At 50.9% G+C, this 25,093-nt stretch carries 21 protein-coding genes and 1 pseudogene; 8 read left to right on the top strand and 14 right to left on the bottom strand.

The window, feature by feature from the left end; translation table 11 throughout:
- Nucleotides 1-427 precede the first annotated feature (427 nt).
- The 9 genes and pseudogenes from WC5_RS0122375 to sdhC all read right to left on the bottom strand — a co-directional run.
- Nucleotides 428-1,032: pseudogene (locus WC5_RS0122375) on the bottom strand (tetratricopeptide repeat protein); the annotation flags it as partial.
- A 219-nt stretch (nucleotides 1,033-1,251) separates the two neighbouring features.
- Nucleotides 1,252-2,121, bottom strand: a complete 870-nt coding sequence (gene sucD / locus WC5_RS08640) for a succinate--CoA ligase subunit alpha (protein ID WP_000025458.1) — start codon at nucleotides 2,119-2,121, stop codon at nucleotides 1,252-1,254.
- Nucleotides 2,121-3,287, bottom strand: a complete 1,167-nt coding sequence (sucC, locus tag WC5_RS08645) for an ADP-forming succinate--CoA ligase subunit beta (protein WP_001048608.1) — start codon at nucleotides 3,285-3,287, stop codon at nucleotides 2,121-2,123. The genes sucD and sucC overlap by 1 nt, the downstream gene beginning before the upstream one ends.
- Before the next feature lie 184 nt (nucleotides 3,288-3,471).
- Nucleotides 3,472-4,686, bottom strand: coding sequence for a 2-oxoglutarate dehydrogenase complex dihydrolipoyllysine-residue succinyltransferase (gene odhB / locus WC5_RS08650; RefSeq protein ID WP_000099844.1), 1,215 nt, complete (start codon nucleotides 4,684-4,686; stop codon nucleotides 3,472-3,474).
- 14 nt (nucleotides 4,687-4,700) lie between these two features.
- The gene (gene sucA / locus WC5_RS08655) at nucleotides 4,701-7,502 is read right to left on the bottom strand and encodes a 2-oxoglutarate dehydrogenase E1 component (protein ID WP_001181469.1); all 2,802 of its coding nucleotides are present in this window, start codon (nucleotides 7,500-7,502) and stop codon (nucleotides 4,701-4,703) included.
- 258 nt (nucleotides 7,503-7,760) lie between these two features.
- A complete protein-coding gene (gene sdhB / locus WC5_RS08660; RefSeq protein ID WP_001235265.1) occupies nucleotides 7,761-8,477 on the bottom strand; it encodes a succinate dehydrogenase iron-sulfur subunit SdhB in 717 nt (238 codons plus the stop codon).
- A 15-nt stretch (nucleotides 8,478-8,492) separates the two neighbouring features.
- Nucleotides 8,493-10,259 carry a succinate dehydrogenase flavoprotein subunit gene (gene sdhA / locus WC5_RS08665; RefSeq protein WP_000775532.1) on the bottom strand — a complete coding sequence of 589 codons (1,767 nt, stop codon included), beginning with the start codon at nucleotides 10,257-10,259 and terminating at the stop codon, nucleotides 8,493-8,495.
- Complete coding sequence (gene sdhD / locus WC5_RS08670; protein WP_000254365.1) at nucleotides 10,259-10,606, bottom strand: succinate dehydrogenase membrane anchor subunit; 348 nt, start codon at nucleotides 10,604-10,606, stop codon at nucleotides 10,259-10,261. The genes sdhA and sdhD overlap by 1 nt, the downstream gene beginning before the upstream one ends.
- A complete protein-coding gene (sdhC, locus tag WC5_RS08675) occupies nucleotides 10,600-11,004 on the bottom strand; it encodes a succinate dehydrogenase cytochrome b556 subunit (protein ID WP_000263351.1) in 405 nt (134 codons plus the stop codon). Before sdhC ends, sdhD begins: the two co-directional genes overlap by 7 nt.
- A gap of 380 nt (nucleotides 11,005-11,384) precedes the next feature.
- On the opposite strand from sdhC, the gene WC5_RS25330 reads away from it, so the two are divergent.
- From WC5_RS25330 to WC5_RS08705, 7 genes are all read left to right on the top strand, one after another.
- Complete coding sequence (locus WC5_RS25330; protein WP_122983127.1) at nucleotides 11,385-11,492, top strand: hypothetical protein; 108 nt, start codon at nucleotides 11,385-11,387, stop codon at nucleotides 11,490-11,492.
- A 205-nt stretch (nucleotides 11,493-11,697) separates the two neighbouring features.
- The gene (locus WC5_RS08680) at nucleotides 11,698-12,981 is read left to right on the top strand and encodes a citrate synthase (RefSeq protein WP_000785827.1); all 1,284 of its coding nucleotides are present in this window, start codon (nucleotides 11,698-11,700) and stop codon (nucleotides 12,979-12,981) included.
- A 384-nt stretch (nucleotides 12,982-13,365) separates the two neighbouring features.
- On the top strand, nucleotides 13,366-13,932 hold the full coding sequence (locus WC5_RS08685; RefSeq protein ID WP_000472428.1) for a fimbrial protein: 567 nt from the start codon (nucleotides 13,366-13,368) through the stop codon (nucleotides 13,930-13,932).
- Between the two features lie 50 nt (nucleotides 13,933-13,982).
- Nucleotides 13,983-16,442 carry a fimbria/pilus outer membrane usher protein gene (locus tag WC5_RS08690; RefSeq protein WP_181245244.1) on the top strand — a complete coding sequence of 820 codons (2,460 nt, stop codon included), beginning with the start codon at nucleotides 13,983-13,985 and terminating at the stop codon, nucleotides 16,440-16,442.
- A 14-nt stretch (nucleotides 16,443-16,456) separates the two neighbouring features.
- Nucleotides 16,457-17,188, top strand: a complete 732-nt coding sequence (locus WC5_RS08695) for a fimbrial biogenesis chaperone (protein WP_016231635.1) — start codon at nucleotides 16,457-16,459, stop codon at nucleotides 17,186-17,188.
- Nucleotides 17,185-18,246 (top strand): fimbrial protein, encoded by a 1,062-nt coding sequence (locus WC5_RS08700; protein WP_000102196.1) that lies wholly within the window; start codon nucleotides 17,185-17,187, stop codon nucleotides 18,244-18,246. Before WC5_RS08695 ends, WC5_RS08700 begins: the two co-directional genes overlap by 4 nt.
- A 151-nt stretch (nucleotides 18,247-18,397) precedes the next feature.
- Nucleotides 18,398-19,444, top strand: coding sequence for an AbrB family transcriptional regulator (locus tag WC5_RS08705; RefSeq protein ID WP_001144721.1), 1,047 nt, complete (start codon nucleotides 18,398-18,400; stop codon nucleotides 19,442-19,444).
- On the opposite strand, the gene nei is transcribed toward WC5_RS08705, so the two are convergent.
- The 5 genes from nei to ybgI are packed head-to-tail and all read right to left on the bottom strand — an operon-like array spanning nucleotide 19,441 to nucleotide 23,340.
- Nucleotides 19,441-20,232, bottom strand: a complete 792-nt coding sequence (gene nei / locus WC5_RS08710; RefSeq protein WP_001113993.1) for an endonuclease VIII — start codon at nucleotides 20,230-20,232, stop codon at nucleotides 19,441-19,443. The genes WC5_RS08705 and nei overlap by 4 nt on opposite strands.
- A gap of 35 nt (nucleotides 20,233-20,267) precedes the next feature.
- The gene (pxpA, locus tag WC5_RS08715; protein ID WP_016231634.1) at nucleotides 20,268-21,002 is read right to left on the bottom strand and encodes a 5-oxoprolinase subunit PxpA; all 735 of its coding nucleotides are present in this window, start codon (nucleotides 21,000-21,002) and stop codon (nucleotides 20,268-20,270) included.
- Complete coding sequence (gene pxpC, locus WC5_RS08720; protein ID WP_016231633.1) at nucleotides 20,992-21,924, bottom strand: 5-oxoprolinase subunit PxpC; 933 nt, start codon at nucleotides 21,922-21,924, stop codon at nucleotides 20,992-20,994. Before pxpC ends, pxpA begins: the two co-directional genes overlap by 11 nt.
- Nucleotides 21,918-22,574, bottom strand: coding sequence for a 5-oxoprolinase subunit PxpB (pxpB, locus tag WC5_RS08725; RefSeq protein ID WP_016231632.1), 657 nt, complete (start codon nucleotides 22,572-22,574; stop codon nucleotides 21,918-21,920). Before pxpB ends, pxpC begins: the two co-directional genes overlap by 7 nt.
- A 22-nt stretch (nucleotides 22,575-22,596) precedes the next feature.
- Entirely contained in the window at nucleotides 22,597-23,340 is a 744-nt protein-coding gene (gene ybgI, locus WC5_RS08730; protein ID WP_000798868.1) for a radiation resistance protein YbgI, read from the bottom strand.
- 270 nt (nucleotides 23,341-23,610) lie between these two features.
- Between ybgI and dtpD the strand changes: the two genes are divergently transcribed.
- A complete protein-coding gene (gene dtpD, locus WC5_RS08735; protein ID WP_001032671.1) occupies nucleotides 23,611-25,092 on the top strand; it encodes a dipeptide permease DtpD in 1,482 nt (493 codons plus the stop codon).
- Nucleotide 25,093: the final 1 nt, after the last annotated feature.

Here is a 25,093-nt window from a genome sequence, read left to right as displayed (position 1 = left end):
GTTCTGCAACATCTAACAGATTGCTTCAATCTGCCTGTTTTGGCTGTGTAATATTCTTAATTTAACCATTTGAATATGATGATATTGTAAGATATCAGAAATTTAATTATCTGGAGATACGGCTTTACGACTACTGAACCTTAAAGTAATAGTTGATAATTCAGTAGTACATCAAGTGATATAACTAATTATATTAAAAAAGTTTTTTATACAATCGCATTGTAAAGAAGCACCAGCTACTTATAAACCCCCCAAAAAAAATATATATATTAATTCATACTGAAATAATATTTTCGACCGTAGTTCACGTTTGAAATGATTAATGACCTGCGCCTCTCACGCAGGTCAAATCAGGAAACTGTGTAACCGGCAAATAAAATGTTCGTAAACAGCGGGTATCATCAGTTGCCCTCAAAATACAGCTGATTTACATTTTTGCTTTTACACGTGCGATAGCCTCTTCATAAGAGGGCTTATTTTTTTCCGCATAAGCGAGTTGATAATGCTGCAATGCATCAGCGTTCTGTCCTGCAGTTTCATAAATTTTGGCAATGTTATAATAGGAGTTAGCGCGCGTTGTCGCCGCATTGGCTCCACTGGCTAACGAGATCGCTTTACGATTTGCCCAAATCGCTTCCGCTATGTTGTCATTTTTCTGATAAGCCAGACCCAGGTTACTAAATGCCTGTCCGTAATTGCCATCTAATTCTGTTGCCTGTTGGAAGAGTTGAATGGCTTGCTCAAGTTGACCGGTTTTGTAAACAGCTCACCTTCATGATTATATTTTCTTACCAGTTGAGTATCTCCACTGTTTTGCATCGCGGGCGAAGCCGGAGTTGAAGAGCCCGTCGCAGGCATTATCACAGTGGCTAAATCCCTGACGCCTAATGTGGTGTCATTAAAATTGGCGCTGGTAACAGAGTTGATATCTTCAAACTCGCCGTCTGGATTGAGTTTAAACACGGTCCAGATGTTCCCTCGTTCTCCAGCAGGGACACTATAACTACGCACCAGGGAGCTCGGCAGAACAATTTTCTTCATGTATAAATCCTTTTACTGCATGGAGAAGAGATATTTCGCCGGGCATTATTGCGCAAGGGATGGGAAAAAAAGCAGCGGGAAAGCTTTTCAGATTAGCGCCCGAATAAAAACAAAAAAGGCCATCATAAGATGGCCAACCATGTCGAAACCGACAGCCCTTCGCCATTCCTGTAGAGGGAAGCGGCGAGGGCTATTTCTTATTACAGATATTTATTTCAGAACAGTTTTCAGTGCTTCACCGATATCAGCCAGGCTGCGAACGGTTTTCACGCCTGCGGCTTCCAGGGCAGCGAACTTCTCATCCGCAGTCCCTTTACCACCGGCAATGATGGCGCCAGCATGACCCATACGTTTGCCTTTCGGCGCAGTCACACCGGCAATGTAACCCACAACTGGCTTGGTGACGTGCTCTTTGATGTACGCAGCCGCTTCTTCTTCTGCGCTACCGCCGATCTCACCGATCATCACGATCGCTTCGGTCTGCGGGTCTTTTTCGAACATTTCGAGAATGTCGATAAAGTTAGAACCTGGGATCGGGTCGCCGCCGATACCCACACAGGTCGACTGACCGAAACCGTAATCCGTGGTCTGTTTAACCGCTTCATAGGTCAGTGTACCGGAACGGGAAACGATACCCACTTTACCCGGTTTGTGAATGTGACCCGGCTGGATACCGATTTTGCATTCACCCGGGGTGATAACGCCCGGGCAGTTCGGGCCGATCATACGAACGCCTGCTTCATCCAGCTTCACTTTCACAGTCAGCATATCCAGCGTCGGGATACCTTCAGTGATGGTGATAATCAGTTTAATGCCTGCATCGATGGCTTCCAGAATGGAGTCTTTGCAGAACGGCGCTGGTACATAGATAACAGAAGCAGTAGCACCAGTAGCAGCAACAGCTTCACGCACGGTGTTGAACACCGGCAGGCCGAGGTGGGTGGTGCCGCCTTTACCTGGAGTTACGCCGCCAACCATTTTCGTGCCGTATGCAATGGCCTGTTCAGAGTGGAAAGTCCCCTGGCTACCGGTAAAGCCCTGGCAGATAACCTTGGTGTTTTTATCAATTAAAATGGACATTATTTCCCCTCCACTGCGGCAACAACCTGCTGAGCTGCATCCGTCAGACCTTTTGCTGCAATAATATTCAGGCCACTGTCAGCCAGTTTCTTCGCGCCGAGTTCGGCGTTGTTACCTTCCAGACGTACCACGACCGGTACGTTAACACCCACTTCCGCTACCGCGCCGATGATACCGTCAGCGATCAGGTCGCAACGAACGATACCGCCGAAGATGTTAACCAGAACGGCTTTCACTTTGTCGTCAGAGAGGATGATTTTGAACGCTTCGGTCACGCGCTCTTTGGTAGCGCCACCGCCAACGTCAAGGAAGTTAGCCGGTTCGCCGCCGTGCAGTTTAACGATGTCCATCGTACCCATCGCCAGACCTGCACCGTTAACCATACAACCGATGTTACCGTCCAGCGCAACGTAGTTCAGTTCCCACTGTGCAGCTTGTGCTTCACGCGGATCTTCCTGCGACTGGTCGCGCATTTCGCGCAGATCAGGCTGGCGGAACAGTGCGTTGCCATCAGCGCCCAGTTTGCCATCGAGGCAGACAAGATCGCCCTGTTTAGTAATAACCAGCGGGTTGATTTCGATCAGCGCCAGGTCGCGCTCCAGGAAAATGGTCGCCAGGCCCATGAAGATTTTGGTGAACTGCTGAACCAGTTTACCTTCCAGACCCAGTTTGAACGCCAGCTCACGTCCCTGATACGGCATCGGGCCAGTCAGCGGATCAAGCGCAACTTTGTGGATCAGGTGCGGGGTTTCTTCCGCCACTTTTTCGATTTCCACGCCGCCTTCGGTGGAGGCCATAAAGACCACACGGCGGGAACTACGGTCAACAACGGCGCCGAGATACAGCTCTTTAGCGATATCGGTCGCCGCTTCAACCAGAATCTGGTTAACCGGTTGGCCATTGGCATCTGTTTGATACGTTACCAGACGCTTGCCCAGCCAGTTCTCTGCAAAAGCACGGATGTCTTCTTTGCTGTTTACAACTTTCACACCGCCCGCTTTACCACGGCCACCAGCGTGAACCTGACATTTCACTACCCACGGACCCGCACCGATTTTTGAAGCGGCTTCTTCTGCTTCGCGCGGAGTAGTACAGGCATAACCCACTGGCGCCGGTAAGCCATAGCGGGCAAAAAGTTGTTTTGCCTGATATTCATGTAAGTTCATGTGTTCTGTCCATCCTTTAGTAATCGTTATCTTTTAAACCGTAGACCGAATATGACGTATCGTTTCCGGGCATTGTCGGTCACCCGTAAGCCTGATAAGACGCGCCAGCGTCCCATCAGGCTTCAATTGCCGGAGAAGGCGATAACCCCTTATCCGGTCTACAGTGCAGGTGAGGCTTAAACTACTACACGTCCAGCAGCAGACGCGTCGGATCTTCCAGCAACTCTTTGATCGTTACCAGGAAGCCCACGGATTCGCGACCATCGATCAGACGGTGATCGTAGGACAGCGCCAGGTACATCATCGGCAGGATCTCAACCTGACCATTCACCGCCATCGGACGATCTTTGATAGCGTGCATACCCAGAATTGCGCTCTGCGGCGGGTTGATGATAGGTGTAGACATCAGGGAACCGAACACACCACCGTTGGTGATGGTGAAGTTACCACCGGTCAGATCTTCAACCGTCAGCTTACCGTCACGGCCTTTAACAGCCAGCTCTTTGATTTTCTTCTCGATATCTGCCATGCCGAGAGTATCGACATCACGCAGAACCGGCGTCACCAGACCGCGCGGCGTAGAAACCGCCATGCTGACGTCGAAATAGTTGTGGTAAACCACATCATCGCCATCGATAGAAGCATTCACTTCCGGGTAACGTTTCAGGGCTTCAACCACAGCTTTCACGTAGAAGGACATAAAGCCCAGACGGATGCCGTGACGTTTTTCAAATGCTTCACCGTACTGCTTACGCAGATCCATAATCGGCTTCATGTTGACTTCGTTGAACGTGGTCAGCATGGCGGTGGAGTTTTTCGCTTCCAGCAGACGCTCTGCCACACGCTTACGCAGGCGAGTCATCGGGACACGTTTTTCGCTACGTGCAGCCAGTGCCGGTTGTGCCGCCGGAGCAGCTGCTGGTGCAGATTCTTTCGCCGGGGCTTTCGCCAGATGTTTTTCCACATCTTCACGGGTCAGACGACCACCGACACCAGTGCCTTTAATCGCGCTAGATTCGAGGTTATGTTCAGCCAGCAGGCGACGGATCGCCGGGCTTAACGCGTCATTGTTTTGCTCTTCCAGAGACGCCTGCTGGCGTTGCGCCGGAGTGGACGCTTTCTCTTCAGATTTGGCGCTGGTTTCTTTACCGGCGCTGTTGCCTTCACGCAGGCGACCGAGGATCTGACGAGACGTTACCGTTGTACCTTCATCTTCCAGAACCGCATCCAGAATGCCGTCTGCTGATGCCGGTACTTCCAGTACCACTTTGTCAGTTTCGATTTCTACCAGCACTTCATCACGTACGACTGCGTCGCCGGGTTTTTTATGCCAGGTTGCGACGGTGGCATCGGCTACGGATTCAGGCAGGTCAGGGACCAGAATATCTACGCTACTCATTGTGTATCCTTTATTTATTCGACGTTCAGCGCGTCATTAACCAGATCTTGTTGCTGTTTCTGGTGAACGGACATATACCCTACCGCCGGAGAGGCGGAGGCCGGGCGGCCTGCATAACGCAGAGAAGCCCCAAACGGAATCACTTCACGGAAATGATGCTGGCTGCAGTACCATGCGCCCTGGTTGAGCGGTTCTTCCTGGCACCAGACAAAATCCTTGACGTGAGCAAACTGCTGCAACACTTCCTGCATCGCTTTATGCGGGAACGGGTAGAGTTGCTCGATACGCACGATGGCGACATCTTTTTGATTATTCTTACGGCGTTGTTCCAGCAGATCGTAATAAACCTTACCAGAACACATCACTACGCGCTTCACGCCCTTCGGATCAAGCTCGTCGATTTCACCGATGGCAGGCAGGAAGGTGCCGTTCGCCAGTTCTTCGAGGCTGGAGACCGCCAGCGGATGACGCAGCAGCGATTTCGGCGACATCACGACCAGCGGACGACGCATCCCGCGCAGCGCCTGACGACGCAGCATGTGGTAAACCTGTGCCGGGGTAGACGGTACGCAAACCTGCATGTTTTGCTCAGCGCAAAGTTGCAGATAACGTTCCAGACGCGCGGAGGAGTGCTCCGGCCCCTGCCCTTCATAACCATGCGGCAGCAGCATCACCAGGCCACACATCCGGCCCCATTTCTGTTCGCCAGAGGAGATGAACTGGTCGATAACCACCTGTGCACCGTTGGCGAAGTCACCGAACTGTGCTTCCCAGATGGTCAGGGTGCGTGGTTCTGCGGTGGCATAACCGTATTCAAACGCCAGCACAGCTTCTTCAGATAGTACGGAGTCCCAGACGCGGAACGCGCCCTGGCCGTTATGGATATGTTGCAGCGGCGTGTAAGTGGAACCGTTAGACTGGTTATGGATCACCGCGTGACGGTGGAAGAACGTACCGCGACCGGAGTCTTCACCCGACAGGCGAACCGGAATGCCTTCATCAACCAGCGTGGCGTAAGCGAGGTTTTCCGCACCGCCCCAGTCGAACAGTTTCTCACCAGCAGCCATCGCCTGGCGATCGCCATAAATCTTGGCAACGCGAGACTGCATTTCAATGGCTTCTGGCACCGTGCTGATGCGTTTAGCCAGCTCCTGCAGGCGCTTCATCTCAACTTTGTTCGGGTACTCTTCGTCCCATTCGTGGTTGAGGTACGGCGACCAGGTGAAGGAGTGCATGTTCATCGGACGCCACTCTGCCACCACGCAATCGCCAGCATCCAGCGCATCGCGGTACAGGTTAACCATCTCGGTGGCATCTTCCAGCGTCGCCACTTTTTCCTGCTCCAGCTTGTCAGCGTAGATTTTGCGCGGCGTTGGATGTTTTTTGATTTTCTGATACATCAGCGGCTGAGTTGCACTCGGCTCGTCGGCTTCGTTATGGCCATGACGGCGGTAGCATACCAGGTCGATGAAGACATCACGTTTAAAGGTGTTACGGAAATCGAGCGCCAGACGGGTCACAAAGGCAACGGCTTCCGGATCGTCCGCGTTAACGTGGAAAATCGGTGCCTGAACCATCTTGCCGATATCAGTACAGTACGGCGTCGAACGGGCATCCAGCGGGTTAGAGGTGGTGAAGCCAACCTGGTTGTTGATAACGATACGTACCGTACCACCAACTTCATAACCACGCGCTTTCGACATGTTCAGGGTTTCCTGAACCACGCCCTGCCCGGTCACTGCGGCGTCACCGTGGATGGTGATTGGCAGGACTTTATTGCTGCTCGGCTCATCAAGTCTGTCCAGACGGGCACGAACAGAACCGATAACTACCGGGCTTACAATCTCAAGGTGAGACGGGTTAAATGCCAGTGCCAGGTGCACCAGGCCGCCATCGGTCTGGAAGTCAGACGAGAAGCCCATGTGGTATTTCACGTCACCCGTGCCGAGGTGTTCTTTATGTTTACCGGCAAACTCGTCGAACAAGTCTTGCGGTTTTTTACCCAGCACGTTCACCAGCACGTTCAGACGACCACGGTGCGCCATCCCGAGAACCACTTCACGGGTGCCGCTGTTGCCCGCGTGGCGGATCATCTCTTTAAGCATCGGGATTAACGCGTCGCCGCCTTCCAGCGAGAAGCGTTTTGCGCCAGGGAATTTTGCGCCAAGGTAACGTTCAAGGCCTTCAGCGGCGGTCAGTTCGCTTAAGAAGCGTTTTTTCTCTTCGCTATTGAACGTCGCGCGACCAGACTCGATACGCTGTTGGATCCAGCGTTTTTCTTCGGTGCTGGTAATGTGCATATACTCGGCACCAATCGGGCCGCAGTAGGTTTGCTTGAGGGCTTCCAGCAGCTCGCCGAGTTTCATGGTCTCTTTGCCGCTGGCAAATGAACCGACGTTGAAGGTCTCCTGGAAGTCTGCTTCGGTCAGATCGTGGAAAGACGGATCCAGATCGGCCACTTTATCTTGCTGCCACAGTCCCAGCGGATCGAGATTCGCATGTTGGTGACCACGGAAGCGGTATGCGTTAATGAGCTGCAGGACTTTAACCTGCTTCACATTGGTGTCAGGGTCGGAGATCGTTGAAGAGTAACGTGAAGCGTCTTTCGCCAGGCGGCGGAAATATTCACGCGTTTGAGAATGGAATTGATCCGGTTTGACTCCCGTACCAGGTAACTGCTGGAACGTCGAACGCCAGTTAGCGTCAACCGAGTCAGGATCGGTTAAGAAGTCTTCATAGAGCTGTTCTATCCAGCTCTGGTTTGCGCCAGAGAGGTAAGAAGAGTCCAACCAGGCTTTCAAAGCGCTGTTCTGCATCGTGATCCCTTAAGCATCTTTTTTATGCTTACTTCGCCGTGGATACTACCACGCACAGTGATGTGCGTGCCGGGGTTCACTTGTTGCGGACTTGTCGTGTTTTCTGCGTCCGCTAAGGAACCTTTAAAAACTGTCTTAGTGTCAGGGGCAGTTTTTAAAGATTTCCTGCATTTCTTTTCCAGGCCGGATAAGGCGTTTACGCCACATCCGGCACTGGTTGCCTGATGCGACGCTTGCGCGTCTTATCAGGCCTGGTATTTATGCATTACGTTGCAACAACATCGACTTGATATGGCCGATGGCACGCGTCGGATTCAGCCCTTTCGGACATACACTGACGCAGTTCATGATGCTGTGACAGCGGAATACACTGAATGCATCACTCAAACCGTCAAGGCGACTGTCAGTCTCGGTATCACGGCTATCAATCAGGAAACGATACGCCGCTAACAAGCCTGCAGGACCGATAAACTTATCGGGATTCCACCAGAAAGACGGACAAGAGGTTGAACAACATGCGCAGAGAATACATTCATACAGCCCGTCGAGTTTTTCACGTTGCTCTGGCATTTGTAAATGCTCACGAGCTGGTAGATTTTGTCCATTATTCAACAAGTAAGGCTTAATTTTCTCATATTGCGCATAGAATTGTCCCATGTCTACCACCAAATCGCGGACAACCGGTAAACCTGGCAACGGACGAATTACAATCTTCTTGCCCGGCTGGTTGAGTGCCGAAATCGGGGTAATACAGGCCAGACCATTCTTGCCATTCATGTTCAGACCGTCGGAACCACACACACCTTCACGGCAGGAGCGACGGAACGACAGGCTGGGATCTTTCTCTTTCAGCTGAATAAGCGCATCCAGCAGCATCATGTCGCGACCTTCTTCCGCTTCCAGGGTGTAATCCTGCATACGCGGAGCATCATCAACATCCGGGTTATAGCGATAAATTGAAAACTCGAGTCTCATTTTCCTGTCTCCGCATTAGTAAGTACGAATCTTCGGCGGGAATGCCGGGCGCAGTTTCGGTTCCATGTTGACGCTACGTCGCGTCATGGATTCCGACTCTGGCAGATACAGGGAGTGGCACAGCCAGTTTTCATCATCACGATCCGGGAAGTCGAAGCGGCTATGCGCGCCACGGCTTTCAGTACGGAAGTTGGCAGAAACAGCCGTTGCATACGCCGTTTCCATCAGGTTATCCAGTTCCAGGCATTCAACGCGCTGGGTGTTGAACTCGCTGGAAGTGTCATCCAGACGGGCATTTTTCAGACGCTCGCGGATCACTTTCAACTGCTCAAGCCCTTTCGCCATCGCATCACCTTCACGGAATACCGAGAAGTTATGCTGCATACATTCTTGCAGTGCTTTACGAATCGCCACCGGATCTTCACCGTTACGGTTATTATTCCAGCGGTTCAGGCGCTCCAGAGAAACTTCAACATCAGACTCGCTGGCATCGCGCAGTGCGCCCTGCTCGGCGATAGACTCTTGCAGATGCAGACCTGCCGCGCGACCAAATACCACCAGATCCAGCAGCGAGTTGCCGCCAAGGCGGTTAGCACCGTGTACCGATACGCAAGCAATTTCCCCCACCGCAAACAGGCCAGGGATCACCACATCTTCGCCCTTCTCGTTCACCGTCAGCGCCTGACCGGTCACTTTGGTCGGTATACCGCCCATCATATAGTGACAGGTTGGGATAACCGGAATCGGTTCTTTAACCGGATCAACGTGAGCGAAGGTACGGGAGAGTTCCAGGATACCCGGCAAGCGGGATTCGAGAACTTCTTTACCCAGGTGGTCGAGTTTCAGTTTTGCGTGTGGTCCCCACGGGCCATCACAGCCACGACCTTCACGGATTTCGATCATGATGGAGCGCGCCACCACATCACGACCCGCCAGGTCTTTAGCATTCGGCGCATAACGCTCCATAAAGCGTTCGCCATGTTTGTTCAGCAGGTAACCGCCTTCACCACGGCAACCTTCGGTGACCAGTACGCCCGCACCGGCAATACCCGTCGGGTGGAACTGCCACATTTCCATATCCTGCACCGGTACGCCTGCACGGATAGCCATGCCGACGCCGTCGCCGGTGTTAATGTGGGCGTTAGTGGTGGACTGATAAATACGCCCTGCCCCGCCGGTTGCCAGCACGGTAGCGCGAGCTTTGAAGTAAACCACTTCACCGGTTTCGATGCACAGTGCAGTACAACCCACCACCGCGCCATCCTGGTTTTTCACCAGATCCAGCGCATACCATTCGGAGAAAATAGTGGTGTGGTTTTTCAGGTTCTGCTGATAAAGGGTGTGCAACAGTGCGTGACCGGTACGGTCAGCCGCTGCCGCTGTACGTGCCGCCTGCTCACCGCCGAAGTTTTTCGACTGGCCGCCAAACGGACGTTGATAGATACGACCATCATCAAGACGCGAAAACGGCAGACCCATGTGTTCCAGTTCCAGAATCGCTTCCGGCCCGGTTTTACACATATATTCAATCGCGTCCTGGTCACCGATATAGTCCGACCCTTTTACGGTGTCGTACATATGCCATTCCCAGTTATCTTCATGGGTATTACCCAGCGCAACGGTAATGCCGCCTTGCGCAGAAACGGTATGGGAACGGGTCGGGAAGACTTTAGAGAGCAGCGCACAGGTCTGGCCGCTCTGGGAAATTTGCAGCGCCGCGCGCATACCTGCGCCACCAGCACCAATCACAACTGCATCAAATTCTCTGACTGGCAATTTCATTACACACCCCACACCACAACGAATCCATAAATCACGTAAACCACCAGTGCAACGACAATCACCAGTTGCAGCATCAGGCGCAAAGCCAGAGGTTTAACGTAGTCGGTCAACACCTGCCACATGCCGATCCAGGCATGGATCAAGATGGAAAACAGCGCCAGCAGGGTGAACACTTTAGTGAACGCAGAGGCAAAGAAACCGATCCAGACTTCATATGTCAGTTCGCCACTGGTAGCGAAAAAACCGACCATATAAATGATGTAGAGCGTCAGGACGATAGCAGTAGCGCGAACGAGGATGAAATCATGTACGCCATTGCGTCCTAATGCGGAGGCGTTGCTTACCATACGAGGACTCCTGCAAGAATTGAAAGCACGACAGTAATGACAAAGGAGATTTTGGCGGAGCGTTTACCCGCTTCGAATGTTTCTTCCAGATAGCCAAAATCCATCATCATGTGGCGAATACCTACGATGACGTGATACGCCAGAGCGGTAAGGATGCCCCACATGATAAATTTGACGAAGAAGCTGCCCATAATGGCGGAAGCTTGCTCGAAACCTTCAGGGGAAGAGAGGCTGGTACCCAGAAGCCACAGCAGGATGCCCACTGCAACAAAGGTGATCACACCGGAAACGCGATGGAGAATGGACGCTATCGCCGTGACGGGGAACCGGATGGTCTGTAGGTCCAGATTAACAGGTCTTTGTTTTTTCACATTTCTTATCATGAATAACGCCCACATGCTGTTCTTATTATTCCCTGGGGACTACGGGTACAGAGGATAACTTTCTGTTACCTGGAGACGTCGGGATTTCCTTCCTCCGGTCTGCTTGCGGGTCAGACAGCGTCCTTTCTATAACTGCGCGTCATGCAAAACACTGCTTCCAGATGCGAAAACGACACGTTACAACGCTGGGTGGCTCGGGATTGCAGGGTGTTCCGGAGACCTGGCGGCAGTATAGGCTGTTCACAAAATCATTACAATTAACCTACATATGCTTTGTCGGGTTTTATCCAGAACAGTGATCTGAGTCACGATAACAACATTTATTTAATTTTTAACCATCTCATTTGACAATCATTCAACAAAGTTGTTACAAACATCATCAGGAAAAGCATATAATGCGTAAAAGTTATGGGGTCACTATTTCACCTAAGATTAACTTATGTAACAGTGTGGAAGTATTGACCAATCCATCCAGGACAGTTATTAGTGATAGACAGGTTTAATAATTCGGATTGCTAAGTGCTTGATTCGCCGTTTATTCGTCATCAATGAATCCTTTACCTGCAAGCGCCCAGAGCTCTGTACCCAGGTTTTCCCCTCTTTCACAGAGCGGCGAGCCAAATAACAAACGGGTAAAGCCAGGTTGATGTGCGAAGGCAAATTTAAGTTCCGGCAGTCTTACGCAATAAGGCGCTAAGGAGACCTTAAATGGCTGATACAAAAGCAAAACTCACCCTCAACGGGGATACAGCTGTTGAACTGGATGTGCTGAAAGGCACGCTGGGTCAAGATGTTATTGATATCCGTACTCTCGGTTCAAAAGGTGTCTTCACCTTTGACCCAGGCTTCACTTCAACCGCATCCTGCGAATCTAAAATTACTTTTATTGATGGTGATGAAGGTATTTTGCTGCATCGAGGTTTCCCGATCGATCAGCTGGCGACCGATTCTAACTACCTGGAAGTCTGTTACATTCTGCTGAATGGTGAAAAACCGACCCAGGAACAGTATGACGAGTTTAAAACTACCGTTACCCGTCATACGATGATCCACGAACAGATTACCCGTCTGTTCCACGCCTTCCGTCGCGACTCTCATCCGATGGCGGTCATGTGCGGTATTACCGGCGCGCTGGCAGCGTTTTATCACGACTCACTTGACGTCAATAACCCACGTCATCGTGAAATCGCCGCGTTCCGTCTGCTGTCGAAAATGCCGACCATGGCTGCGATGTGTTACAAATACTCCATCGGTCAGCCATTTGTTTACCCGCGCAATGACCTTTCTTACGCTGGCAACTTCCTGCACATGATGTTCTCCACGCCGTGCGAACCGTATGAAGTCAATCCAATTCTGGAACGTGCAATGGATCGTATTCTGATCCTGCACGCTGACCACGAGCAGAATGCTTCTACCTCTACCGTGCGTACCGCTGGCTCTTCGGATGCAAACCCGTTTGCTTGTATCGCAGCAGGTATTGCTTCGCTGTGGGGGCCAGCTCACGGTGGTGCTAACGAAGCTGCGCTGAAAATGCTGGAAGAAATCAGCTCCGTTAAGCACATTCCGGAATTTGTTCGTCGTGCGAAAGACAAAAATGATTCTTTCCGCCTGATGGGCTTCGGTCACCGCGTGTACAAAAATTACGACCCGCGCGCCACCGTAATGCGTGAAACCTGCCATGAAGTCCTGAAAGAGCTGGGCACCAAAGATGACCTGCTGGAAGTGGCAATGGAGCTGGAAAACATCGCGCTGAACGACCCGTACTTTATCGAGAAGAAACTGTACCCGAATGTCGACTTCTACTCCGGTATCATCCTGAAAGCGATGGGTATTCCGTCTTCCATGTTCACCGTGATCTTCGCTATGGCACGTACGGTTGGCTGGATCGCCCACTGGAGCGAAATGCACAGTGATGGAATGAAAATTGCCCGTCCGCGTCAGCTGTATACTGGCTATGAAAAACGTGACTTTAAAAGCGATATCAAACGTTAATCGTTGATGACTGAGCAGTAAATTCATCTAACCCGCCCTTTTTATATGGCGGGTTATTTTTTGTTGGATAAAACACGAAAAATTGTAAAAATAAAATTAAAAAACGGGCAAGGAACAAAAAACAAGCAGCTTACATAGCAATCAATATAATATCTTTTTAGGAATAATTGTCCTCTCCGTCCTGTTTATAACCTTCTGAATATTATGCATATCCATTTCTCACTTCTATTTTTAATAGCCAAATCAATTCACATCACAAATTAATTACTTTCGTATTTAGTAATACTAAATCTATTTTTAAGTAAAACTAAAAACACTCCACACGCAAAATCAGATAATCTGGCAGAGCTATACTATTTTTCTATTTCCTTAAAGGATTCTGTTATGTTTAAAGGACAAAAAACATTGGCCACATTGGCCGTATCTCTGTTGTTCACTGCTCCTGTTTATGCTGCAGACGAAGGCTCTGGTGAGATTCACTTTAAAGGTGAAATTATTGAAGCTCCTTGTGACATTCATCCAGATGATGTTGATAAAAATATTGACCTTGGACAAGTCACGACGACCCACATAAACCGGGATCATCACAGCAATAAAGTGGCCGTCGACATTCGCTTAATAAACTGTGACCTGCCAAGTTCTGATAATGGTAGCGGTTCGCCGATATCCAAAGTTGCCGTAACCTTCGACGGTTCGGCTAAAACGACCGGGGCAACACCTCTGTTGAGTAATACCAGTGCTGGCGAAGCAACAGGTGTCGGCGTAAGACTGATGGACAAAAATGACACAAACATCGTATTGGGTACAGCTGCGCCAGACCTCGACCTGGATTCAAGCTCAACAGAACAAACGCTGAACTTCTTTGCCTGGATGGAACAAATTGATAATGCAGTCAATGTCACGGCTGGTGCCGTAACCGCTAACGCGACCTACGTTCTGGATTATAAATAAGCATAATTATGGCGGCGACGTAGCCGCCTTTCTGCAAATATTTATCAGGTATGGACACCGTGAATATTTATCGACTCTCTTTTATTTCCTGCCTGACGATGGTAATGCCGTCCGCGCTGGCGGTCGAATTTAACCTGAGCGTCCTCGACAAATCGATGCGTGATAGCATTGATATTTCATTATTAAAAGACAAAGGGGTGATTGCCCCCGGTGAATATTTTGTTAGCATTGCCGTTAATAATAACCAAATCAGTAACGGGCAAAAAATTAGCTGGCAAAAAAGCGGTGATAAAACCATTCCGTGCATTGATGAATCACTGGTGGATAAATTCGGTTTAAAACCAGACTTCCGTCAATCATTAATACAGAGAAATCAGTGTGTTGATTTTAGCTCGCATCCAGAAATACGCTTCAATTTCGATCAAGCCAATCAGCAACTCAATATCACCATTCCGCAAGCGTGGCTGGCATGGCACTCAGAAAACTGGATGCCGCCATCAACATGGAAAGAAGGTGTAGCCGGCTTTCTGATGGATTACAACCTGTTTGCCAGCAACTACCGTCCACAAGGCAGTAGCAGCAACACCAACCTGAACGCTTATGGTACTGCCGGTATTAACATGGGTGCATGGCGCTTACGCAGCGATTACCAGTTGAGCCGTTCCGAAAGCGACAATGCCCATGACCAGAGCGGCGGAATATCACGTACTTATCTTTTTCGCCCACTACCGCAATTAGGTTCGAAATTAACCCTGGGCGAAACTGATTTCAGTTCCAATATTTTCGACGGTTTTTCTTATACCGGTGCGGCACTGACCAGCGATGACCGGATGTTGCCCTGGGAACTGCGCGGTTACGCCCCACAAATCAGCGGTATCGCGCAAACCAACGCCACCGTCACCGTAAGTCATTCGGGGCGAGTTATTTACCAGAAAAAAGTCCCGCCAGGCCCGTTTATCATTGATGACATCAATCAGTCTGTCCAGGGTACGCTGGATGTCAAAGTGACGGAAGACGATGGACGTGTGAACAACTTTCAGGTTTCGGCCGCCTCGACGCCCTTCCTGACGCGCCAGGGTCAGGTTCGCTATAAACTTGCTGTTGGTCAGCCGCGAACCTCAATGTCTCATCAAACTGAAAATGAAACCTTTTTTAGCAATGAAATGTCCTGGGGGATGCTCTCGAATACCTCGTTATATGGCGGTTTGCTACTCTCCGGAAATGACTATCATTCTGGCGCAATAGGCATCGGGCAAAATATGCTCTGGCTGGGAGCATTGTCATTTGATGTCACCTGGGCCAGTAGCCAATTTGATACCCAGCAGGACGAGCGAGGCTTAAGCTACCGTTTCAATTACAGCAAACAAGTGGACGCCACAAATAGTACGATTTCACTCGCTGCTTATCGCTTCTCCGATCGTCATTTTCACAGCTACGCCAACTATCTGGATCACAAATACAACGACAACGATGCACAAGACGAAAAACAGACGATCAGCTTATCAGTAGGCCAACCGATAACCCCTCTGAACCTCAACCTGTACGCCAACCTGTTACATCAGACCTGGTGGAACGCAAATACCTCCACGACTGCCAACATAACGGCAGGTTTTAATATTGATATCGGTGAGTGGAAAGATATATCAATTTCGACGTCATTCAACACAACCCACTACGAAGACAAAGATCGCGACAACCAGATTTACCTGTCGATTTCATTACCTGTCGGTAACGGTGGTCGAGTCGGCTATGACATGCAAAACAGTAGTAACAGCACTACACACCGCATGTCGTGGAACGATACGCTGGATGAACGTAATAGCTGGGGCATGTCTGCCGGAGCACAATCCGATCGCCCTGATAATGGCGCACAGGTGAGCGGCAACTATCAACACCTGAGTTCAGCCGGTGAATGGGATTTGTCTGGCACTTATGCCGCCAATGATTACAGCTCCGTCAGCAGTAGCTGGAGTGGTTCCTTTACCGCCACTCAATATGGCGCAGCCTTCCATCGCCGCAGTTCAACCAACGAGCCACGGCTGATGGTCAGCACCGACGGCGTGGCAAATATTCCGGTTCAGGGTAACCTCGACTACACCAACCATTTTGGTATTGCGGTAGTGCCGCTAATTTCCAGTTACCAACCTTCCACCGTGGCAGTCAACATGAATGATTTACCTGACGGCGTGACTGTTGCTGAAAACGTCATCAAAGAAACGTGGATTGAAGGCGCTATTGGTTACAAATCGCTGGCTTCCCGTTCTGGTAAAGACGTTAACATTATTATTCGCGACGTCAGCGGTCACTATCCCCCTCTCGGTGCCGATATTCAGCAGAATGGCAGCGGAATCAGTGTAGGTATGGTTAGCGAGGAAGGCCATGCCTGGCTTGGTGGAGTAGCTGAAAACCAGCAATTTACAGTGCTCTGGGGTGACAAACAAAGTTGCATTATTAATCTGCCAGAACGTCTGGAAGATACGACCAAACGCCTGATTTTACCTTGTCATTAATTAAGGAAAAGAGAATGACATTTATTAAAGGATTGCCCCTGATTCTGTTAGCCGTCAGCCTGGGTAGCCACGCTGCCGTGCAACCCGATCGCACACGAGTTGTGTTTAACGCCAACGACAAAGCCACCAGCCTGCGCATAGAAAACCAGAGTGACAAACTGCCTTACCTTGCTTATTCCTGGATAGAAAATGATAAAGGGGAGAAAAGCGACGATCTTCTGGTCGCTCTGCCACCAATACAGCGCCTGGAACCAAAAGCAACATCGCAGGTGCGGATTGTAAAGCAAGCGTCAACCACACAGTTATCCGGCGATCGTGAAACGCTGTTCTACTATAACATGCGCGAAATTCCGCCAGCACCGGATAAAAGCAGCGACCATGCGATACTTCAGGTCGCGATCCAAAGCCGTATCAAGTTGTTCTGGCGACCTGCGGCATTGTGCAAGAAAACAGGTGAACACGTAGAGCTACAGTTACAGGTTAGCCAGCAGGGCAACCAACTTACCCTGAAAAACCCTACCGCCTATTACCTGACGATTGCCTATCTTGGGCAAAATGATAAAGGTGTGCTCCCCGGTTTTAAATCGCTGATGATTGCCCCTTTTAGCACCGTCACAACGAATACTGGAAGCTATAACGGTAATCATTTTTACCTGGGTTACATGGATGATTACGGCGCATTACGGATGAATACTCTGAACTGTAACGGACAATGTCGTTTACAGGCGGTGGAGGCGAAGAAATGAGTACTGACAAGGGATTGTTGCTCATCATCTGTCTGTTATTTCTGCCGTTGAAGTCTGCGCTGGCGCTGAACTGCTATTTTGGCGCATCTGGCGGATCTGTAGAAAAATCAGAAGCTATTCAACCCTTTGCTGTGCCAGGCAATGCTAAACCTGGCGATAAAATCTGGGAATCTGACGATATTAAAATTCCCGTCTATTGTGATAACAATACTAACGGCAACTTTGAAAGCGAGCATGTTTATGCCTGGGTAAACCCCTACCCCGGAATGCAGGATCGCTATTATCAACTTGGCGTAACATATAACGGCGTCGATTACGATGCCAGTCTCGGGAAAAGTCGAATCGACACCAACCAGTGTATCGACAGCAAGAAAATTGATATCTACACACCAGAGCAGATCATTGCCATGGGGTGGCAAAATAAGATTTGTTCCGGCGATCCCAGCAATATTCATATGTCGCGTACATTTCTCGCGCGTATGCGGCTCTATGTTAAAGTTCGTGAAATGCCGCCGCATGATTATCAAAGTACGCTGAGCGACTATATTGTGGTGCAATTTGATGGCGCTGGCAGTGTTAATGAAGATCCTTCCGCCCAAAACCTGAAATATCACATTACCGGTCTGGAAAACATCCGTGTACTGGATTGCAGCGTTAACTTTTCTATTTCGCCTGAAACACAGGTGATTGATTTTGGTAAATTTAACGTACTGGATATTCGCCGTCACACGATGTCGAAAAGTTTTAGTATTAAGACGACGAAATCACAAAATGACCAGTGCACCGACGGATTTAAAGTCAGTTCCTCGTTTTATACCGAAGAAACGTTGGTTGAAGAAGATAAAGCATTGTTGATTGGTAATGGCCTTAAACTACGTTTACTGGATGAAAACGCCTCGCCCTATACTTTCAACAAATACAGCGAATATGCCGATTTCACCAGCGACATGTTAGTTTATGAAAAAAACTTTACCGCCGAATTGTCATCCATACCAGGCACCCCCATCGAGGCTGGTCCCTTCGATACAGTAGTGCTTTTTAAGATTAACTATAACTGAGTTACCATGATGCCCTTTGCAGCCAGAAAGGGCATCTCTTTCAGATAATTGCTTATTTTCCCCTTTTCCTTGATTACCGTTATTTTTTCCAGGCCCGGCTTTCTTTATGCTGTATCGATACACCAAATAGAAAATAATGATGGAGCGAAGGATGCCAGTCTTGCAGTGGGGAATGTTATGTGTGTTATCACTTCTCCTTTCTATTGGTTTCCTCGCGGTACATCTCCCGGCGGCACTATTACTTGGGCCGATGATCGCCGGGATCATCTTCAGTATGCGCGGAATGACTCTGCAACTCCCTCGCTCCGCTTTTCTTGCTGCGCAGGCCATTCTTGGCTGCATGATTGCGCAAAACCTCACTGGCTCGATCCTCACTACTCTGGCCGTTAACTGGCCAATTGTGTTAGCCATTTTACTGGTGACGCTGCTTTCCAGCGCCATCGTGGGCTGGTTATTGGTGCGCTATAGCTCGCTACCGGGTAATACCGGCGCCTGGGGTTCTTCTCCTGGCGGCGCAGCGGCAATGGTCGCTATGGCGCAGGATTACGGCGCAGATATCCGTCTGGTGGCGTTTATGCAATATTTGCGAGTACTGTTTGTCGCAGGTGCGGCAGTTCTGGTTACGCGGATGATGCTGGGCGATAACGCTGAAGCGGTTAACCAGCAAATCGTCTGGTTCCCGCCAGTGAGCATTAATCTCCTGCTTACGATTTTGCTCGCGGTCGTTGCCGGTACGGCGGGATGCCTGCTACGTCTTCCTTCCGGCACGATGCTCATCCCGATGCTGGCGGGCGCGGTACTCCAGTCTGGCGAGTTCATCACAATTGAGTTACCAGAATGGCTGCTGGCGATAGCTTATATGGCGATTGGTTGGCGAATTGGTCTGGGCTTCGATAAGCAAATCTTACTGCGAGCACTACGCCCGCTACCGCAAATCCTACTGTCGATTTTTGCTCTACTGGCTATTTGTGCGGGTATGGCGTGGGGGCTGACCCGGTTTATGCATATTGATTTTATGACCGCCTACCTCGCCACCAGCCCTGGCGGACTTGATACGGTGGCGGTCATCGCCGCAGGGAGCAATGCCGATATGGCGCTCATTATGGCGATGCAAACCCTACGCTTGTTCAGTATTTTGCTGACGGGGCCAGCCATTGCACGGTTTATTTCAACCTATGCGCCGAAACGTTCTGCCTAATGCTGGCAGCCAGGGCACCAGTAAAACGGGCGCGATGACAACGTGGTTTTCTCAATGATGCCGCCACAGCGTTCGCACGGTTCGCCATCACGATGAAAAACCTTAAAGCGAAACAGCGCGCCATGATGTTTATTCTCATCCACCTGCCCCCGCGTAGCGTAAGAAAGACGCGGAATATCCAGTAGCGCGTGCGCGAGTGCATCCAGTTGCGCCTCGTTGAGCTCTTTCGCTTTATGACTTCCGGTCAATCCGACCTGCCAGAGGATCTCCACCCGCAAATAATTGCCAAGCCCTGCCAGAAACGCCTGATCGAGCAGTAATCCGGCAAACTGCCGGTTACGAAAGCGCGGCGACAATAACCGTTCTTTCACTACCTCCGGCGTCAGATTCGGATCCAGCACATCGGGGCCAACGCGTTGTAAAAACGGATGTGTAGTCAGTTGTTCCGGCGTCAACATCTCAATATCCGAGGCGCTATAAAGCAGAATGGTTTTGTCAGCCGTTTGCAGTTTTACCCGCAATACTCGCGTGGTCTGCGGCTCTTCGCCGGTATCGACCACGCGCCAGACGCCGTAAAGCTGATTATGACTATAGAGCGTTAAGTCGTTGGAAAAATGAGTTAACAACGCCTTACCACGCGTTTCCACATGGGTAACGTGTTGACCGATAAGTCGTGATTGATAAGGTTTTAACTGCGGGAAGGCAAACCAGACATCAGTTAGAGGTTTGCCTTTGATCGCCGCCTCCAGGTTATCCGCTGCGCGGCGGATCTCCGGGCCTTCAGGCATGGTGATATCCTTTTTTCGTTCTTTGTTCAACGGGATTATGCTGCGACAACAATCCCCTTTTCGGCAAATGCGGATCGTAGCCGGTGGGCGAACGCCAGTGCGTACTCGCCGTCGCCATGCAGACAGACCGTTTGCGCCGTGACCGTTGCCCATTCGCCGGTGATACTTTTGACTCTGCCGTGTTGCACCATCTCCAACGTTTGCGCCAGCGCCTGTTCTTCGTTTTCAATCAACGCGCCTGACTGGCTTCGCGGCACCAGCGAGCCGTCAGCCTGATAGCCGCGATCGGCAAACACTTCCTCGCGCGTTGTCAGGCCATTACGCTTGCCTGCACGGATCAGCTCGCTTCCCGCCAGTCCAACGAGAATCAATGCCGGATCGCAAGCGTAAACCGCTCTGGCGATAGCGTCTGCCAGTTGTGCGTCTTTCGCCGCCTGGTTATACAACATGCCGTGCGGTTTGACGTGGCGCATCACGCCACCTTCTGCACGGACAATCACTGCCAGCGCGCCAATTTGATACAACGTCTGGGCGTAAACCGTTTCCGGCGGCAGCTGCATGGCGCTACGTCCAAAGTTTTCCCTGTCGGGAAAGCTCGGGTGAGCGCCAATTGCGACACCATTTTTTATTGCTTCACGAACGCTTGCCTGCATGGTTTGCGCGTCGCCTGCATGAAATCCACAGGCAATATTGGCTGAGGAAACCAGCGTTAACAGTTCAGCGTCGCTGGCGCAGCCTTCGCCCAGATCGGCGTTCAGGTCAATTTTCATTGTGCAGCCGCCACGCTAATTGTTCGAAATAACGTTGCTGCTCCTGGCGCGCTTTCAGTGCCTCTTCCAGCGAACACTGGACAAAATGAATGGGCTGTCCGAGTGGGATTTGCGCCAGATGGTACATGTCGGCTTCAATAATACAGGCAATACGCGGGTAACCGCCGGTGGTTTGCGCGTCGTTCATCAGCACAATCGGCTGACCGTTATGCGGCACTTGCACCACACCCGGCAGCAAACCGTGAGATAACAGCTCGCGATCGGTGGTGCGTTTTAAGATTTGCCCCTGTAAGCGATAGCCCATCCGGTTACTTTGCGGGCTAAGTTGCCAGGGCGAACGCCAGAATGCATCCTGCGAGGCGCGATCGAACTCATGATATTCCGGCCCCGGCAAGGCGCGAATGCGGTTTCCCCACAGAAGCTGTTTAACGCCCTGCGCTTCCATAAAATCCCGCTTTGCTTTGCCAATCGGGAGTCGGTCACCATCCTTCAGTAAACGCCCTTCCAGCCCGCCTATCCCCACTTTGAGATCGGTACTGCATGACCCCATAACTGGCGGAACATCAATACCGCCTGCGACCGCCAGATAGCTACGAACGCCATGTTGCGGCCGTTTAAGGGTTAAACGCTGGCCTGCTTTCATCGGCAAGCGCCAGCCGGTCCAGACAGCGTTATCATCCAGCCGCGCTTCGCAACCTGCACCAGTCAGGGCAAACCAGCCGTCGCGTTCAAATTCAACCGTTAACTGACCGAGCGTGATTTCCAGTGCGGGAGCGTTGGCATCGTTACCCACCAGCAGATTAGCAATACGCAGCGCAGGCATATCCAGTGCGCCGCAGTGGCTGATACCCGACTGGCGAAAACCGTGACGACCACCATCCTGCACGGTGGTATACATGCCCGCACGAATAATTTTTAACATACTCCCTCCCTCTGCGGCACAAAGCGCACGCTGTCTCCCGGACGTAATAAGATGGGTTCGTCTCGCGTCGGGTCAAATAAACTGAGCGAGGTATGGCCTATTAATTGCCACCCCCCCGGCGTTGCCAGCGGATAAACACCAGTCTGCGCCCCACCGATCCCGACAGAACCTGCCGGAACGAGCAAACGCGGTTCCGCGCGTCGCGGCGTGTGTAGTTGTTCCGGCAAACTACCGAGATACGGGAAGCCCGGTTGAAAACCTAAAAACCAGACCACGTATTCCACGGAGGAGTGCAATTCAACGACCTGTTTTTCACTCAACCCACAATGTGCCGCGACTACCGACAAATCCGGCCCGCCTGCTCCACCGTAAACCACCGGGATTTCGATATGGCGTGACTCCGGTTCCAGCGCCTCACTCTCCTCCCACCAGCGTTGCAAACGCTCTATAGCATCCAGCGCCAGCGACTCAGGATTACGCAAAATCACCGTAATATTGTTCATGCCAGGAATGGCTTCCACCACATTCGGCATATCAACCAGACGCTGCGCCAGACGCCAAATCCGTTTCTGGCTAGCCAGCGTCACCGGCGGTTCCAGTTCCAGCACTACCGCCGTTTCACCTATCAGATAACAACGCGCTCGTTGCACTTTCGATCCCTCTGATTATTCGTTATGCAGGATTAGGAATATCAATAAAAGTCACTTCAAGATCGGTATTTTCATTCAACCACTCGCTCAACGCGCGAATACCGCCGCGTTCGGTGGCATGGTGACCTGCGGCATAAAAATGCAATCCCTGCTCGCGCGCCGAATGAATGGTCTGTTCAGAAACTTCGCCAGTAATAAATGCATCCACGCCAAAACGCGCGGCGCTATCGATAAAACTTTGTCCGCCGCCCGTGCACCAGGCGACGCGTTTCACCACCTCAGGTCCGGTATCGCCACACCATAACGGCTTGCGTCCCAGACGCGCTTCAATCCAGGAAGCCAGTTCCAGCCCCGGCACAGGCATGGTCAGTTCGCCCCACGGCACCAACGGCTCAATTTCGCCCATGACCGTGATCCCCAGTAACGCCGCCAGTTGTGCGTTATTGCCAAGCTCCGGATGCGCGTCCAGCGGCAGATGCCAGCCATACAGGTTGATATCATTCGCCAGCAATGTTTTTAAACGGTTACGCTTCATGCCGCGAATTACCGGGGATTCACCTTTCCAGAAGTAGCCATGATGCACAATGACCGCATCCGCGCCCAGACGCACTGCCTCATCGAGCAAAGCCTGGCTGGCGGTGACACCGGTAACAATTTTTTGCACCGTCTCTTTGCCTTCCACCTGCAAACCATTCGGCGCGTAATCACTTATCGCCGCGCTGTTCAGTTTCTCGTTAATCAGTTGTTCCAGTTCGGTGTTTTTCATCTTCGCGCCTTCCGTATTCTGATAGCTACACCGTTAACATAGCGTTACCTCGCCTGTTCGTCGATAGCCAATCTTTTGACATATTAAGAAACAAACAGGCGGCCAAAAGGCGCAAATTGTTTATCTCATCACACTACAGTTCATGTATATTTATGCAAACAGACAGCATATTGCATAAATAATCAGATCTGTATCAAGGTTTTAACTTTAAGGAAACACACGCACACCGCGCTTTTATTACGTGGCGTCGCATCCAACTGTGGAATTATCATGAATAAACACGCATCACAGCCGCGCGCTATCTACTACGTTGTCGCGCTACAAATCTGGGAATATTTTAGCTTCTACGGAATGCGCGCCCTGCTGATTCTCTATCTCACCAATCAGCTGAAGTACAACGATACCCACGCTTACGCGTTATTCAGTGCCTACTGTTCACTGGTATATGTCACGCCAATTCTTGGCGGCTTCCTGGCCGATAAAGTGCTCGGCAACCGTATGGCGGTAATGTTGGGAGCGTTGTTGATGGCGGTCGGACATCTGGTGTTGGGCGCCAGCGAGATCCATCCGACATTCCTCTATTTATCGCTGGCGATTATCGTCTGCGGCTATGGCCTGTTTAAATCCAACGTCAGTTGCCTGCTTGGCGAACTCTATGAGCCAACCGATCCGCGTCGTGATGGCGGTTTCTCGCTGATGTATGCGGCAGGTAACGTGGGTTCTATTATCGCCCCAATCGCCTGTGGTTACGCCCAGGAAGAATACAGCTGGGCAATGGGCTTTGGCCTGGCTGCGGTCGGGATGATCGCCGGGCTGGTCATTTTCTTATGCGGCAATCGTCACTTCGCTCATACCCGGGGCGTTAATAAGGAGGTGCTGTGTGCGAAAAACTTTCTCCTGCCGAACTGGGGATGGCTGCTGGTTCTGCTGGTCGCAACACCTGCGCTGATTACTGTATTGTTCTGGAAAGAATGGTCGGTATACGCCTTAGTTGTTGCCACGGTGATTGGACTGGCGGTGCTGGCAAAAATTTATCGCAAAGCAGAAAACCAGAAACAGCGTAAAGAACTGGGGCTGATTGTTACCCTTACCTTCTTCAGTATGTTGTTCTGGGCCTTCGCACAACAGGGCGGCAGTTCGATTAGCCTTTATATCGACCGTTTCGTTAACCGCGATATTTTCGGTTATACCGTTCCGACCGCTATGTTTCAGTCGATTAATGCCTTCGCGGTCATGCTGTGCGGGGTGTTCCTTGCCTGGGTCGTGAAAGAGAGCGTGGCGGGTAATCGTACCGTGCGCATTTGGGGAAAATTTGCTCTTGGCCTCGGTCTGATGAGCGCCGGATTCTGCATTCTGACCTTAAGCGCCCGCTGGTCTGCGATGTATGGTCACTCTTCCCTACCGCTGATGGTTCTGGGGCTGGCGGTGATGGGCTTTGCCGAACTGTTTATCGATCCGGTAGCCATGTCACAAATTACGCGTATTGAAATCCCCGGCGTGACCGGCGTATTAACCGGCATTTATATGCTGCTTTCCGGCGCGATTGCTAACTATCTGGCGGGCGTCATTGCCGATCAGACATCGCAAGCTTCGTTTGATGCTTCCGGAGCGATCAACTACTCCATCAACGCGTATATTGAAGTGTTTGATCAAATCACCTGGGGCGCACTGGCTTGTGTGGGGTTGGTGCTGATGATTTGGCTGTACCAGACGCTGAAGTTCAGAAATCGCGCGCTGGCGCTGGAGTCTTAAT

The sequence above is a fragment of the Escherichia sp. KTE114 genome, from assembly GCF_000407765.1.
GTDB lineage: Bacteria > Pseudomonadota > Gammaproteobacteria > Enterobacterales > Enterobacteriaceae > Escherichia > Escherichia ruysiae.
This window is presented reverse-complemented; position numbering and strand designations above follow the sequence as displayed.

Excerpts from the sequence above, each read along its gene's own strand:
- sucD (WP_000025458.1), bottom strand. The coding sequence starts at position 2,121 with ATGTCCATTTTAATTGATAAAAACACCAAGGTTATCTGCCAGGGCTTT.
- sucC (WP_001048608.1), bottom strand. The coding sequence starts at position 3,287 with ATGAACTTACATGAATATCAGGCAAAACAACTTTTTGCCCGCTATGGC.
- odhB (WP_000099844.1), bottom strand. The coding sequence starts at position 4,686 with ATGAGTAGCGTAGATATTCTGGTCCCTGACCTGCCTGAATCCGTAGCC.
- sucA (WP_001181469.1), bottom strand. The coding sequence starts at position 7,502 with ATGCAGAACAGCGCTTTGAAAGCCTGGTTGGACTCTTCTTACCTCTCT.
- sdhB (WP_001235265.1), bottom strand. The coding sequence starts at position 8,477 with ATGAGACTCGAGTTTTCAATTTATCGCTATAACCCGGATGTTGATGAT.
- sdhA (WP_000775532.1), bottom strand. The coding sequence starts at position 10,259 with ATGAAATTGCCAGTCAGAGAATTTGATGCAGTTGTGATTGGTGCTGGT.
- sdhD (WP_000254365.1), bottom strand. The coding sequence starts at position 10,606 with ATGGTAAGCAACGCCTCCGCATTAGGACGCAATGGCGTACATGATTTC.
- sdhC (WP_000263351.1), bottom strand. The coding sequence starts at position 11,004 with ATGTGGGCGTTATTCATGATAAGAAATGTGAAAAAACAAAGACCTGTT.
- WC5_RS25330 (WP_122983127.1), top strand. The coding sequence starts at position 11,385 with ATGCGTAAAAGTTATGGGGTCACTATTTCACCTAAGATTAACTTATGT.
- WC5_RS08680 (WP_000785827.1), top strand. The coding sequence starts at position 11,698 with ATGGCTGATACAAAAGCAAAACTCACCCTCAACGGGGATACAGCTGTT.
- WC5_RS08685 (WP_000472428.1), top strand. The coding sequence starts at position 13,366 with ATGTTTAAAGGACAAAAAACATTGGCCACATTGGCCGTATCTCTGTTG.
- WC5_RS08690 (WP_181245244.1), top strand. The coding sequence starts at position 13,983 with ATGGACACCGTGAATATTTATCGACTCTCTTTTATTTCCTGCCTGACG.
- WC5_RS08695 (WP_016231635.1), top strand. The coding sequence starts at position 16,457 with ATGACATTTATTAAAGGATTGCCCCTGATTCTGTTAGCCGTCAGCCTG.
- WC5_RS08700 (WP_000102196.1), top strand. The coding sequence starts at position 17,185 with ATGAGTACTGACAAGGGATTGTTGCTCATCATCTGTCTGTTATTTCTG.
- WC5_RS08705 (WP_001144721.1), top strand. The coding sequence starts at position 18,398 with ATGCCAGTCTTGCAGTGGGGAATGTTATGTGTGTTATCACTTCTCCTT.
- nei (WP_001113993.1), bottom strand. The coding sequence starts at position 20,232 with ATGCCTGAAGGCCCGGAGATCCGCCGCGCAGCGGATAACCTGGAGGCG.
- pxpA (WP_016231634.1), bottom strand. The coding sequence starts at position 21,002 with ATGAAAATTGACCTGAACGCCGATCTGGGCGAAGGCTGCGCCAGCGAC.
- pxpC (WP_016231633.1), bottom strand. The coding sequence starts at position 21,924 with ATGTTAAAAATTATTCGTGCGGGCATGTATACCACCGTGCAGGATGGT.
- ybgI (WP_000798868.1), bottom strand. The coding sequence starts at position 23,340 with ATGAAAAACACCGAACTGGAACAACTGATTAACGAGAAACTGAACAGC.
- dtpD (WP_001032671.1), top strand. The coding sequence starts at position 23,611 with ATGAATAAACACGCATCACAGCCGCGCGCTATCTACTACGTTGTCGCG.